The organism is Actinocorallia sp. B10E7, from assembly GCF_039871655.1.
Classification (GTDB): domain Bacteria; phylum Actinomycetota; class Actinomycetes; order Streptosporangiales; family Streptosporangiaceae; genus Actinocorallia.
In genome coordinates, this window is record NZ_JBDPLZ010000001.1 from 1 (window position 1) to 12,771 (window position 12,771).

The window sequence follows — 12,771 nt, forward strand, 5'->3', positions numbered from 1 at the left end:
TTGCTCACGTGTTACTCACCCGTTCGCCGCTCGAGTACCCCGAAGGGCCTTTCCGCTCGACTTGCATGTGTTAAGCACGCCGCCAGCGTTCGTCCTGAGCCAGGATCAAACTCTCCATTAAGGTCCAACGACCCCCGGGAAACCCGGAAGCCAAACCCATGGTGTTGACACTGGCAAGAACAAGGTCTTGGCTGACCTTGCATCTGCCTCAAAGGTTCCTCTTGACGAGGATGACCAGAACCACAGGTCCTGGCCGTTATTTCGGCACTGACTTTTAGCACGCTGTTGAGTTCTCAAGAAACGGACTCGCTCTTTCGTCCACCCTTTCGGGCTTCCTCCGGAGCAACCCTTCCAATTTATCAGGCCGTTTCAGCCTGTCAAATCCGCTCTTTCGAGCCGATCTGCGTTGGGAGGTTTCGGTCTTCCGACCGACGAGTGTCGACTGTACGGCACCTCGCAAGATCCGTCAAACCGAGGTTCCTGCCCTCTGCTGAGAGTCCTCAAACCTTCCGAAGCCCTCCGGCTCGTCCTCTACACCTCAGTCAACCTCCAAAGCCCCGCGAAGCACACCAAAGCAGGGTCTTCTCTCGGAAGAGTCACCTTGCCCGTCTCCACCTGCGGGAGTCCCCGCCGCCATGGTCGACAGCGGCCTGACGGGCTGGTGGAACGGCTACTTCGCCGGCCGGGCCGCCCCGCTGGGCCGGGTGACCGCGCCCGTGGTCACCTCGTTGTTCTTCGTCGTCGCCGCGACGAAGCGGGGTCTGACCGGTCTGCAGGCGAGCGTCACCCATGTCGCCACCGGCAAGGTGCGGCGGGATTCCGTCCAGACGACGCGCGGCTGGAGCGACGGGGAGTGGGAGGCCGCTGAGGCGGAGCTGACGGACCGCGGGATCCTCGACGGCTCGGGCGTTTTGACCGCCCGGGGCGTCGCCCTCCGGAACGAGGTGGAGGAGGCGACCGACCGCCTGGCGGCCCGAGCGCCCGTCGCTCCAGGGGATCCTTCCCTGGTGCTGCGGGTGCTGAGGGTTCTGGCGCAGGACGTCCGCGACGATCCTTCGTTCCCGGCCTCCACCCCGATAGGGGTCCCGCAGCCCATGCCCGCGGGATGGCCCGGAGAAGCGGAAAGGCCCCGCCTCTGACGAGGCGGGGCCTTTCCCCGAAAGTGGAGCTATGGGGATTCGAACCCCAGACCTCCTCCATGCCATGGAGGCGCGCTACCAACTGCGCTATAGCCCCGCCGCCGAGTTCATCTCCCGGCAACGAGGTGAGAGCTTACAGGGGTCCGGCCTTCAGCGCGAATCGACGCCTCCATCGTCTAATCATTGCCTTATATAAGCCGATGCCTATACGGTGATCTCGTGCATGCGTTCGAAGTACTCGGCGATCCGGTCCGCCGCCGCATCCTGGAGCTCCTGGCCGACGGGGAACTGGCCTCCGGCCAGGTCTGCGCGGTGATCCAGGAGGAGTTCGGCATCTCCCAGCCGGCGGTCTCCCAGCATCTGCGGGTCCTTCGGGACTCGGGTTTCGCCGACGTGCGGGCCGAGGGGGCGCGGCGCCTGTACGCGGTGAACTCCGCCCCCCTCGCCGAAGTGGACGAGTGGCTGAACAGGTTCCGTCGCTTCTGGACCCCGCACCTGGACGCGCTGGCGACCGAGCTGGCCAGAGGCGCACGTGAGCGCAGGCTGCGACAAGACGAGCAGGACGAGAGGAAATCCCCATGATCGATGTCACCCATCAGCTCAACTCGGTCCGCCGCCAGGTGGGCACCCGGGTCCTGGAGCCCGGCCAGGCCCGGATCATCACCATCAGCCAGACCTACGCCGCGGACCTGGAGGACGTCTGGGACGCCTGTACCAGCGCCGAGCGCATCCCCCGCTGGTTCATGCCCGTGACCGGCGAGCTCAAGGTCGGCGGACGCTACCAGCTGGAGGGCAACGCGGGCGGAGTCGTCGAGTCCTGTGAGCCGCCCCGGTCCTTCCGCGCCACCTGGGAGTACGGCGGCGACATCAGCTGGATCGAGCTGACCCTCACCCCCGAGGGCGACGGCACCCGGTTCGAGCTGTGCCACATCGCCCACGTGGACGACGAGCGCTGGGCGGAGTTCGGTCCCGGTGCTGTGGGCGTCGGCTGGGACTCGGCCCTGCTGGGGCTGTCGATCCACCTGTCCGGCGGGGAGCCGCTGGACCCGGCCGAGGCCATGGCCTGGTCGGTGTCACCCGAAGGCCGCCGATTCATGGCCGAGAGCAGCGAACTGTGGGGCGCGGCCAACGCGGCGAGCGGCGTCCCCGAGGCGGAGGCGAAGGCACAGGCCGAGCGGACCACCGCCGCCTACACCGCGATCTGACGTCCACGAACCCCGGAACGCCGAAGGCCCGTGATCCGAAGATCACGGGCCTGATCGGTGGAGCTATGGGGATTCGAACCCCAGACCTCCTCCATGCCATGGAGGCGCGCTACCAACTGCGCTATAGCCCCGCAACTGGTGGACTTTCATCCCCAGCGCCCGATCAGTGTATCTGACTCCCGGGAGGAGTTCGAACCGGTTGGGGGGTCAGGCGCGGTCGTCGCTGAGCACCGGTTCGGGAAGGGTCCCGGCGTTGTGGTCGATCAGCCGCCAGCCGTGGCGGCCCTCGGCCAGCACGGACCAGCAGCAGTTCGACAGGCCGCCGATGCGCTCCCAGAACTCCTCGGGCAGGCCGAGCAGGTAGCACATGCCGAGCCTGAGGGCGGCGCCGTGGGAGGCCACGACGAGCAGCCCGCCGTCCTCCAGGCCGCTGACGGCGCGCTCCAGCGCCCCGCCGACCCGTTTGGCGACCTCGGCGCTGGTCTCTCCGCCGGGCGGCTGCCAGATGGCGTGCTCGGCGGGGTAGCGGGCGCGGATCTCGGCTCCGGTGAGGCCCTCCCACTCGCCGCCGTCCCGCTCGATGAGGTCGGGGTCGTAGGCGATGGGCAGCCCGGTGCGGACGGCCAGGGCCTGGCCGGTGCGGGCCGCGCGCTGCAGCGGAGAGGCGATCAGCGCGGTGGGTTCGAGCGCGGCCAGGAGCAGGGCCGCGCGTTCGGCCTGCGCGACCCCGACCTCGTCCAGAGGGATGTCCGTCTTGCCCTGGAAGCGGTTCTCGAGGTTCCAGGAGGTGCGGCCGTGCCGCCAGAGAACGAGCCTGCGTCTGCTCACGCGGTGCCCCTGGCGCGCTGGGCCATGTGGGCGTTGATGTCCGCGGGCAGTTCGACCGGCGGGCAGTCCTTCCACAGCCGTTCCAGCGCGTAGAAGGCGCGTTCTTCCTCGTGCTGGACGTGCACGATCACGTCGATGTAGTCGAGGAGCACCCAGCGGCCCTCCCGCTGGCCCTCGCGGCGGACCGGCTTGGCTCCGGCCTCCTCGCGCAGGCGCTTCTCCACCTCCTCGACGATGGCCTGGACCTGACGGTCATTGGTGCCGGAGCAGAGCAGGAAGGCGTCAGTGATCACCAGCTGCTCGCTCACGTCGTAAGCGATGATGTCGTCGGCCAGCTTGTCGGCCGCCGCTTCTGCGGCGAGCCTGACCAGCTGGACGGCTCTTTCGGATGCGGTCACGAAGTCGTGATCCCTCTCGTAGCCCATGCTGCCGGTCTCAGCGTATCCGTCCGGGTGCCGGTTGGCCGAACGAGTAACGGTCCCCGGCCTGGGTAGGGCAGGGAACATGCTGGGACTACCCGAGACGACGAAGGCCTGCCTGTTCGATCTCGACGGTGTCCTGACGGATACCGCAGTGCTGCACACCGCGGCCTGGAAGACGATGTTCGACCCGTTCCTGGCCTCTCGGGGCGAGGCCCCCTTCGATCCGGTCAAGGACTACGGGCAGTACGTCGACGGCAGGAAGCGCGAGGACGGGGTCAGGACGTTCCTGATCTCCCGGGGGATCGCCCTGCCCGAGGGCGGTCCGGACGACCCTCCGCAGGCCGAGACGGTCCACGGCCTCGCCGCCCGCAAGAACACCCTCCTTCTCGAGTTGATCTCCGAGCGGGGGGTGAAGGTCTTCCCCGGGTCGGTGGAGTACGTCCGGGCGGTGCGGGCGGCCGGAATGCACACCGCGGTGGTCTCCTCCAGCGCCAACACCGTCCAGGTGCTGCAGGCGGCCGGGATCAGCGGTCTCTTCGACGCCCGGATCGACGGGGTGGTCGCCCGCAAGCGCAGGCTCCCGGGCAAACCCGAGCCCGACACCTTCCTGGCCGGCGCCGCGGCGGTCGACGTCCCCGCCGGGTTCTGCGCGGTCTTCGAGGACGCCCTCGCCGGGGTGGAGGCGGGGCGGGCCGGCCGGTTCGGCACCGTCGTCGGGGTCGACCGGATACAGGACGGCTTCCACGGGCCGGCGTTGAAGGCGCACGGCGCCGATCTGGTGGTCAACGACCTGGCGGAACTGCTGGAGCGATTATGGCCATTCCCTACGAGGTGGATCCCTGGCAGATCAGGGAGACCACGCTGGACCTCGACCGGCTCGCGCAGACCGAGTCCGTCTTCGCCCTTTCCAACGGGCACATCGGGGTGCGCGGCAATCTGGACGAGGGGGAGCCGCACGGGCTGCCCGGCACCTATCTGAACTCCATGTACGAGCTGAGGCCCCTGCCCTACGCCGAGGCGGGCTACGGTTATCCGGAGACCGGCGAGACCCTGATCAACATCACCAACGGCAAGATCATCCGCCTGCTGGTGGACGACGAGCCGTTGGACGTGCGGTTCGGGCGGTTGGACTCCCACGATCGGGTACTGGACCTGCGGGCGGGCACCCTCACCCGGACCATGCGGTGGTGCTCGCCGGCCGGTCCCACGATCAAGATGACCTCGACCCGGCTGGTGTCGCTGACCCAGCGGTCGATCATGGCGATCTGCTACCAGCTCGAGCCGCTCGACTCCGAGGTGCAGCTGGTGATCCAGTCCGAGCTGGTGGCCAACGAGCCGCTGCCCTTCCTGGGAGCCGATCCGCGTACCGCGGCGATCCTGGAGTGTCCTCTGCGCGCCCTGGAGAACCTGGCCAACAGCGACAGGATCGTCCTGGTGCACGAGACCAAGGGCAGCGGGCTGCGGATGGCCGCGGCGATGAGCCACGAGGTGGAGACCCCCGGCAAGAAGACAGTCGACGTGGAGGCCCAGGAGGACATCGGCCGGTACACGCTGGCCACCCGGCTCAAGCCCGGGGAGCGGCTGAAGCTGGTGAAGTACGTGGCTTACGGCTGGTCCAGCCACCGGTCCCGTCCCGCGCTGCACGATCAGGTCGCCGCGGCGCTGGCGGGAGCCGAGCTGAACGGCTGGGACGGCCTGGTGACCGAGCAGCGCGCCTACCTGGACGAGTTCTGGCGGGGCGCGGACGTCGAGGTCGACGGCGACCCGGAGGTCCAGCAGGCCGTCCGGTTCGCCCTGTTCCACATCCTGCAGGCCGGTGCCAGGGCGGAGCGCCGGGTCATCTCGGCCAAAGGCCTGACGGGCCCCGGGTACGACGGGCACACCTTCTGGGACAGCGAGACGTTCGTCCTGCCCCCGCTCACCTACTCCGTCCCCGACGCGGCGGCCGACGCGCTGCGCTGGCGCTACTCGACGCTCCCGCAGGCGATGGCGCGCGCCACGCTGCTGGGCCTGAAGGGCGCGGCCTTCCCGTGGCGGACGATCAGCGGCGGGGAGTGCTCGGGGTACTGGCCGGCGGGCACCGCCGCGTTCCACATCAACGCCGACATCGCCGACGCCGTCAGCCGCTATCTGGACGCCACAGGCGACATGGACTTCGCCCGCGAGGTGGGAGTCGACCTGCTCGTCCACACGGCTCGGCTGTGGCGCGGCCTGGGGCACCACGACCTCGACGGCATGTTCCGCATCCACGGCGTCACCGGACCGGACGAATACACCGCGGTGGTGGACAACAACGTCTACACGAACCTCATGGCGCAGAAGAACCTGCGCGCGGCGGCGGAGCTGGTGCTCTCCCTGCCGGACGAGGCCGACCGGCTGGAGGTGACGGCCGAGGAGGCCGCCTCCTGGCGCGACGCCGCCGACAAGATGCGCATTCCTTTCGACGACCGGCTCGGCGTCCACTCACAGAACGACGGGTTCACCGACGGCGCCCCCTGGGACTTCCGGCACACCCCGGGGGAGCATTACCCCCTTCTCCTGCACTACCCCTACTTCGACCTCTACCGCAAACAGGTCGTGAAGCAGGCGGACCTGGTACTGGCGATGCACCTGTGCAGCGACGCGTTCACCGACGAGGAGAAGGAACGCAACTTCTGCTACTACGAGGCGATGACCGTACGGGACTCGTCCCTGTCGGCGCAGACGCAGGCCGTCATGGCCGCCGAGGTGGGCTATCTGGACCTGGCGCACGACTACCTCACCGAGACCTCCCTGATGGACCTGCGGGACCTGGAGCACAACACCAGGGACGGGCTGCACCTGGCCTCGCTGGCCGGGGCGTGGAACGCGCTGGTCGCCGGGTTCGGCGGACTGCGCCGGCACAAGGGACACCCGAGCTTCAAGCCCCGTATCCCCGAGACGCTGGTGCGGCTGGAGTTCCGGCTGCGCTACCGGGGATCCCTCATCAAGGTGACGGTGAACTCGCGGGAGGCGGTCTACGAGCTGGTGGAGGGGCCGCAACTGACGATCTTCCACCACGGGGAGGAGCATGTGCTGCGGGACACCCTGACCCGTCCGATCCCCAAGAAGGTGCCCACGCTTCCCCGTCCGGACCAGCCGGTCGGACGCGCCCCGCTCGGGCACCTGCAGCAGGTGCCCGAGCGGTACCGGATTCAGTCGCGGTAGAGCTCCCACTTGTTGATGTACTGGACGATGCCGTCCGGCACCAGGTACCAGACGGGTTCTCCGGCCCTGACCCGGTCGCGCACCTCGGTGGAGGAGATGGCCAGCGCGGGGACCTCCACCAGATCCACCCGTCCTTCGGGCAGGCCGGGATCGGCCAGCACGTGTCCGGGCCGGGTGCAGCCGATGAACCTGGCGAGGTCGAACATCTTCTCGGCGTGGCGCCAGGTCAGCATCTGGCCCAGTGCGTCGGCCCCGGTGATGAAGAAGAGGTCGGTGCCGCTGCCGAGGAACTCGCGCATGTCCCGCAGCGTGTCGTAGGTGTAGGTCGGCCCGCTCCGGTCGATGTCCACCCGGCTCACCCGGAACCGGGGGTTGGAGGCGGTCGCGATGACCGTCATGAGGTACCGGTCCTCGGCTGCGGTGACCTTCTTGTCCGCCTTCTGCCAAGGCTGACCTGTGGGAACGAAGATGACCTCGTCCAGCCCGAAGAGATGTTGTACCTCGCTGGCCGCGACGAGGTGCCCGTGGTGGATCGGGTCGAACGTCCCGCCCATGATCCCTACCCGGCGCTCGCTCATGGTGACCTAGCCTAGGTGACCGCTTTTCCGGGAACCTGGCCAGGGGCCCTGATCGTCGGATTAGCATGCCCGATATGACGAACACCCCCGATCGTGCTCGTGTCCGTTTCCCCGGAATCTCCTCCCGCTCCTACGAGCACCCGCTCGACCGCTCCGCGCTCATCGCGCTGCGGTCGCTCACGGGGTTCGACGTGGTACTGCGCAAACTGTCCGGGCTCATCAGCGAGCGGTCCGTCAGGCTCATGTTCCTCGGCGGCACGGTCCGCGTCGGCGAGGGGCAGTTCCGCCACATCAACGACATGGTCCGGGACGCCTGCTACATCCTCGACATGCCGAAGGTCCCCGAGCTGTACGTCGTGCAGAACCCGCAGCCGAACGCCATGGCGATCGGCACCGACAACCCGTTCATCGTCCTGCACACCGGGCTCATCGACCTGCTGGACGAAGAGGAGCTGCGGTTCGTCATCGCGCACGAGGTCGGACACGTCCTGTCCGGGCACGCCGTCTACCGGCAGATGGCGCTGATCCTGACCGGGCTGGGTTCCCGGCTGGCGTGGCTGCCGCTGGGCAACATCGCGATCGGCGCGATCCTCATCGGGCTGCAGGAGTGGCAGCGCAAGGCCGAACTGTCGGCCGACCGGGCGGGGCTGCTGGCGAGCCAGGACGTCGACGCGGTCAAGCGCGCCCTGATGAAGATCGCCGGCGGCTCGCGGCTGCACGAGATGTCCACCGAGGCGTTCCTGGCCCAGGCCCGCGAGTACGAGGAGACCGGCGACCTGCGGGACGGCGTGCTGAAATTCCTCAACCTCATGCGCCAGAGCCACCCGTTCGCGGTCATCCGGTTCGCCGAGATCCACAAGTGGCACCTCTCCGGCGAGTACCAGGCGATCCTCAACGGCGACTACCCGCGCCGCGCCGACGACTCCCGCGCGTCCTTCACCGAAGAGGTGAAGAACACCGCCCGCACCTACAAGGAGTCCTGGGAGCAGACCGCCGACCCGTTCGTCGGCAAGGTCCGCGACGTGGCGGGCGGCGCCGCGGACCTGGCCGGCGCGGTCTTCGACCGCCTCGGCCGCCGCGGCGACGCCTCACCGAATTAGAACGGGGCGGGGAGGAGCAGTTCCACGTTGCGGTCCTCGGGCTTGCCCGAGCCGTCGAGGTGGGGCTGCCAGTCATTGGCGGACAACTCTCGGGAGAGGGCTGCCAGCCGGTCGGGATCGTCGAGGCGGCCCTGGTGGGAGGCCGGGGCCGCCGAGTCGATGACGGTGGCGAACACCGACAGGGTGCCGTCGCGGTTGTCGGCGAGTTCCAGGATGCGGCTCTGCTGCGGCCAGTCGATGTGGGCGGCGGTGCTGACCTCCCAGAAACCGCCCTTGGGGCCCTTCTTGCGCCGGTGCGGGATGACCTCGTTGACGTGGGTGTGGCCGTTGACCCACAGGACAGCGTTCGGGAAGCGCAGCAGGAGCTTCTCTATTTCCTTGCCCAGCACCCGGTCACCGCCGAGCCCGTTGGTGAGGGTCTCGATGGTGTGGTGGCTGAACACGATGAACAGCCTGTCGGCCGCCCTCCGCCGGACGATCCGGCCGTCCTCGCCGACGTAGCGGCTGGAGCCCTTGACGAGTTCGCGTTCCAGCCAGGCGAACTGGGCGCTGTCGAGGGAGCCTTCCGAGTAGCCGGCGGGATTGCAGGTGTCCAGGACGAGGCCGCGCACCACTCCCCTGTCGAACGCGTAGTAGGCGGTGCCGTTCTTCAGGTTCGCAGCGGTGTACCCGTGATGCGTCCCGTGCTCGCGGATGACCTCGGCGCGGGAGAGCAGCCGCCTGTCCGGGTCGGGCGTGACCTCGCGGAAGACCTTCGAACGGCTCTCCGTCATCCGCTTGACCGCGGCTTTGTCGCCCTTGCGCAGGGCGTCCGCGACCTCACGGCGCTCGGCGTCGCTCACCGGAGCGGTGATCTTCACATTGCCGACGGCCAGTTCCCTGAAGACGGGCAGCAGCGGCAGGTTCCCCTGGACGAGCGCCTCGTGGTTGCCGTAGACGGCCAGCCACGGGGTCTTCAGACCGGTCGCGGTGAACGGGCGGCGCGCCGCCGGGAGCAGGCCGGGGACGGTGGGGAAGCCGTGCTCGCGTTTCGGCAGGTCGTCGCCTCCGTGCGGGTGCCAGTAGCGGGCGTCGGACCACGCCATGACGCCCTCGTACCGGCGGGGATCGCCGGAGTCCGGACGGATCCGCTTGCCGTCCAGCACATCGATGATCCAGCGGACCTCGTTGTACTGGGCGTTGTCGGCGGCGTCGCCGGTGTTGATGGTGAACGACGGACGCGCGCCCAGGACGGGGCCGCGCCCGATCCGGTTGACCGCCCGGACCATGGACTCGGCGACCTGCGTGGTCAGCAGTTCCTGAGGCCGGTAGCCGCCGGTGACGGGGAAGGACGACAGGACCCCGCCCCGGTCGCTCAGCCGGTCGAGGTACTCCACCCGGGCCGGGGACTGCGCGTCGATGATGTGCACGTCGGTGAGATGGACGAACGACAGCAGTTCGCGCCGTTTCGAGACGCGGCCGGCCGCGGCGGTACCGCCCAGGTCGTCGCGCAGGAGATGAGGTTCGCCCGGACCGGCGACTATCTTCCGGTATCCGCCCTTGCCCGGTTTGCCGAGTCGCAGGGTGCGGGCGAGCGTCGTGCCCTCAACGGTGCCGCGCAGCGCGGGTACGGCGATGGCGGCACGGCCGGGGAAGGCGACCAGGCCCGAGGCGACCGCGCCGAACGCGGCGCCCTTGAGCAGTTGACGGCGGGGAAACACGCGGGGGGTGGCCTCGGGAGGCGTGTCGCGGATCACAACACTTTATGAGACCACACCCCGCATGTGACATCAATAACCGTGATGTCACATTCAGACGCCCCGCAGGTGCCCTTCGCCGGTGAAGACGTACTTGGTCGAGGTCAGCTCGGGCAGGCCCATCGGACCGCGCGCGTGCAGCTTCTGGGTGGAGATGCCGATCTCCGCACCGAAACCGAACTCCCCGCCGTCGGTGAAGCGGGTCGAGGCGTTGACCGCGACGGCCGCGGAGTCCACCAGCGAGACGAAACGCTTGGCGGCCTGCTGCGAGTTGGTGACGATCGCCTCGGTGTGGCCGGAGCTGTAGGCGCGGATGTGCTTGACCGCGTCGTCGAGCGAGTCGACGACCGCCGCGGCGATGTCGAGCGACAGGTACTCGGTGCGGTAGTCCTCCTCCGTCGCCTCCACGACGTCGGCGCCGTAGGAGCGCACGCGCTCGTCACCGTGCACGGTCACGCCCTTGTCCTTGAGCGCTTCCAGGGCACGCGGCACGAACACGTCCGCGATGTCCTTGTGCACCAGGAACGTCTCGGCGGCGTTGCAGACGGACGGGCGCTGCGTCTTGGCGTTGACGAGGATGCCCAGCGCCATCTCGACGTCGGCGTCACCGTCCACGTACACCGTGCAGTTGCCGACGCCCGTCTCGATGACGGGGACCGTCGACTCCTCGACGACGGAGTTGATGAGCGAGGCGCCGCCGCGCGGGATGAGCACGTCCACCAGGCCGCGGGCCCGCATGAGGTGCTTGACCGACTCGCGGTCGCGGCCGGGGACGAGCTGGATCGCGTCCACCGGCACGTCCGTGCCCTCGAGCGCGTCGCGCATGACGTTCACCAGCGCGACGTTGGAGTCGTACGCCGACGAGGAGCCGCGCAGCAGGACGGCGTTGCCGCTCTTCAACGTCAGGGCGGCGGCGTCCACGGTCACGTTGGGACGGCCCTCGTAGATGATGCCGACCACGCCCAGCGGCACCCGCAGCTGGCGGAGCTCCAGGCCGTTCGGCAGGGTGTAGCCGCGCACGACCTCGCCGACCGGGTCGGGCAGCCCCGCCACTTCGCGGACGGCCGCTGCGATCTGCTCCAGCCGGTCGGTGGACAGCGCCAGCCGGTCCAGCATGTAGGCGGGCGTGCCGGACTCCTTCGCGCGCTCGATGTCGACGGCGTTGGCGGCGAGGATCTCCTCGGCCCGGGCGGTCAGCGCGTCCGCGACGGCGTGCAACGCGGCGTCCTTGGCGCTGCGCGGGAGCGGAGCGAGGTCCGCCGCCGCGGCCCGCCCGCGGGCCGCCACCTCCAGAACCTGCTCGCGCGTGCCCTCGCTCATCGCCTGCTCCTGTTCCCGGCTCCTGTGAGCCGCTCCTCCTCGGCCGGCCGATCTGACCGGCCTCCTATCCTGCCCGCGGACGCCTCGGTCCGCCGAGTTCCGCTCCGCCGTCAGCGCGGCGGGTCGAGCACCACCAGATCGTCCCGGTGGATGACCTCGCGTTCGTACTCCGGGCCCAGCTCGCGGGCGAGCCAGCGGGTGGACCTGCCCATGAGGTCGGGGATCTCGGAGGCGTCGTAGTGCACCAGACCGCGCGCGACGGTCCGCCCGTCGGGACCGCACAGGTCGACCGGGTCTCCGGCGGCGAAGTCGCCGCGCACCCCCGTCACGCCCGCGGGCAGCAGCGACTTGCGGCGGTTGACGATCGCGTTGACGGCTCCGTCGTCCAGGATCAGTTTGCCCTGCCCCGTGGTGGCGTGGGCCAGCCACAGGTGCCGGGTCGACGGCCGCTGGCCGTTCGGGTGGAAGTAGGTGCCCACCGGCTCCCCCTCCAGCGCCTGCGCGGCCGCCGAGACGTCGGTCAGGACGGTGTGGATGCCCGCCCCCGTGGCGATCCTGGCGGCCTCGACCTTGGTGACCATCCCGCCGGTGCCGACCTTGCTGCCCGCCGACCCCGTCTGGACGCCCTCCAGGTCGCTCTCCGAACGCACGTCCTGGATCTTGCGTGACTCCGGGAGCCGCGGATCGCCGGTGTAGAGGGCGTCGACGTCCGACAGCAGCACCAGCGCGTCGGCCCGGACCAGATGGGCGACCAGGGCGGCGAGCCGGTCGTTGTCGCCGAAGCGGATCTCGTCGGTGGCGACCGTGTCGTTCTCGTTGACGATCGGGACCATGCCCAGCCGCAGCAGCGCCAGCAGGGTGCGCTGGGCGTTGTTGTGGTGGGCGCGGCGGATCATGTCGTCGGCCGTCAGCAGCACCTGCCCCACCCCGAGACCGTACCGGTGGAAGGAGGAGGTGTAGCGCGCCACCAGCAGCCCCTGCCCGACGCTCGCGGCCGCCTGCTGGATGGCGAGGTCCGTGGGACGGCGGGTGAGCCCGAGCGGGCCGAGCCCGGCGGCGATCGCGCCGGACGAGACGAAGACGACCTCGCCGCCGGCCTTGCGCCGCTCGGCGAGCACGTCCACCAGGGCGTCGATACGGTCGCCGTCGATGGTGCCCTGAGGTGTGGTCAGCGAAGACGATCCCGCCTTGACCACGATCCGCCGGGCGCCGGACAGCGCCGGCCTGAGGGTGTCCATGCTGCTCCTGAAGGGACGG

Annotated in this window: 12 protein-coding genes, 2 tRNA genes and 1 rRNA gene; 6 read left to right on the forward strand and 9 right to left on the reverse strand. The window is 69.4% G+C overall.

The window, feature by feature from the left end; genetic code table 11:
• A 16S ribosomal RNA gene (locus tag ABGB12_RS00005) occupies nucleotides 1-121 on the reverse strand; the annotation flags it as partial.
• 514 nt (nucleotides 122-635) lie between these two features.
• Between ABGB12_RS00005 and ABGB12_RS00010 the strand changes: the two genes are divergently transcribed.
• The gene (locus ABGB12_RS00010) at nucleotides 636-1,139 is read left to right on the forward strand and encodes a hypothetical protein (protein ID WP_347673404.1); all 504 of its coding nucleotides are present in this window, start codon (nucleotides 636-638) and stop codon (nucleotides 1,137-1,139) included.
• 24 nt (nucleotides 1,140-1,163) lie between these two features.
• Here ABGB12_RS00010 and ABGB12_RS00015 read toward each other — a convergent pair.
• Nucleotides 1,164-1,236 (reverse strand) — tRNA-Ala (locus ABGB12_RS00015).
• Nucleotides 1,237-1,358: 122 nt separating this feature from the next.
• Between ABGB12_RS00015 and ABGB12_RS00020 the strand changes: the two genes are divergently transcribed.
• Both ABGB12_RS00020 and ABGB12_RS00025 read left to right on the forward strand, forming a co-directional pair.
• Nucleotides 1,359-1,721 carry a metalloregulator ArsR/SmtB family transcription factor gene (locus ABGB12_RS00020; RefSeq protein ID WP_347673405.1) on the forward strand — a complete coding sequence of 121 codons (363 nt, stop codon included), beginning with the start codon at nucleotides 1,359-1,361 and terminating at the stop codon, nucleotides 1,719-1,721.
• Nucleotides 1,718-2,344, forward strand: a complete 627-nt coding sequence (locus tag ABGB12_RS00025; protein ID WP_347673407.1) for an SRPBCC family protein — start codon at nucleotides 1,718-1,720, stop codon at nucleotides 2,342-2,344. The genes ABGB12_RS00020 and ABGB12_RS00025 overlap by 4 nt, the downstream gene beginning before the upstream one ends.
• 58 nt (nucleotides 2,345-2,402) lie before the next feature.
• Here ABGB12_RS00025 and ABGB12_RS00030 read toward each other — a convergent pair.
• The 3 genes from ABGB12_RS00030 to rsfS form a co-directional block, all read right to left on the reverse strand.
• Nucleotides 2,403-2,475: transfer RNA gene (locus tag ABGB12_RS00030), tRNA-Ala, on the reverse strand.
• A gap of 76 nt (nucleotides 2,476-2,551) precedes the next feature.
• Nucleotides 2,552-3,172 carry a histidine phosphatase family protein gene (locus ABGB12_RS00035; RefSeq protein WP_347673409.1) on the reverse strand — a complete coding sequence of 207 codons (621 nt, stop codon included), beginning with the start codon at nucleotides 3,170-3,172 and terminating at the stop codon, nucleotides 2,552-2,554.
• Entirely contained in the window at nucleotides 3,169-3,570 is a 402-nt protein-coding gene (rsfS, locus tag ABGB12_RS00040; RefSeq protein ID WP_347673411.1) for a ribosome silencing factor, read from the reverse strand. The genes ABGB12_RS00035 and rsfS overlap by 4 nt, the downstream gene beginning before the upstream one ends.
• A gap of 106 nt (nucleotides 3,571-3,676) precedes the next feature.
• On the opposite strand from rsfS, the gene ABGB12_RS00045 reads away from it, so the two are divergent.
• Both ABGB12_RS00045 and ABGB12_RS00050 read left to right on the forward strand, forming a co-directional pair.
• Nucleotides 3,677-4,573 carry a beta-phosphoglucomutase family hydrolase gene (locus tag ABGB12_RS00045; RefSeq protein ID WP_347673413.1) on the forward strand — a complete coding sequence of 299 codons (897 nt, stop codon included), beginning with the start codon at nucleotides 3,677-3,679 and terminating at the stop codon, nucleotides 4,571-4,573.
• Entirely contained in the window at nucleotides 4,456-6,780 is a 2,325-nt protein-coding gene (locus ABGB12_RS00050; protein WP_347674986.1) for a glycosyl hydrolase family 65 protein, read from the forward strand. The genes ABGB12_RS00045 and ABGB12_RS00050 overlap by 118 nt, the downstream gene beginning before the upstream one ends.
• On the opposite strand, the gene nadD is transcribed toward ABGB12_RS00050, so the two are convergent.
• Nucleotides 6,768-7,358: a nicotinate-nucleotide adenylyltransferase gene (gene nadD, locus ABGB12_RS00055; protein ID WP_347673415.1), complete on the reverse strand. Its 591-nt coding sequence runs from the start codon at nucleotides 7,356-7,358 to the stop codon at nucleotides 6,768-6,770. The two genes, ABGB12_RS00050 and nadD, sit on opposite strands and share 13 nt — an antisense overlap.
• A gap of 65 nt (nucleotides 7,359-7,423) precedes the next feature.
• On the opposite strand from nadD, the gene ABGB12_RS00060 reads away from it, so the two are divergent.
• Nucleotides 7,424-8,458 carry a M48 family metallopeptidase gene (locus ABGB12_RS00060; RefSeq protein ID WP_347673417.1) on the forward strand — a complete coding sequence of 345 codons (1,035 nt, stop codon included), beginning with the start codon at nucleotides 7,424-7,426 and terminating at the stop codon, nucleotides 8,456-8,458.
• Here ABGB12_RS00060 and ABGB12_RS00065 read toward each other — a convergent pair.
• From ABGB12_RS00065 to proB, 3 genes are all read right to left on the reverse strand, one after another.
• Nucleotides 8,455-10,194, reverse strand: a complete 1,740-nt coding sequence (locus tag ABGB12_RS00065; RefSeq protein WP_347673419.1) for a TIGR03767 family metallophosphoesterase — start codon at nucleotides 10,192-10,194, stop codon at nucleotides 8,455-8,457. The genes ABGB12_RS00060 and ABGB12_RS00065 overlap by 4 nt on opposite strands.
• A gap of 54 nt (nucleotides 10,195-10,248) precedes the next feature.
• A complete protein-coding gene (locus ABGB12_RS00070; RefSeq protein ID WP_347673421.1) occupies nucleotides 10,249-11,514 on the reverse strand; it encodes a glutamate-5-semialdehyde dehydrogenase in 1,266 nt (421 codons plus the stop codon).
• A gap of 110 nt (nucleotides 11,515-11,624) precedes the next feature.
• Complete coding sequence (gene proB / locus ABGB12_RS00075; protein ID WP_347673423.1) at nucleotides 11,625-12,752, reverse strand: glutamate 5-kinase; 1,128 nt, start codon at nucleotides 12,750-12,752, stop codon at nucleotides 11,625-11,627.
• Nucleotides 12,753-12,771 lie beyond the last annotated feature (19 nt).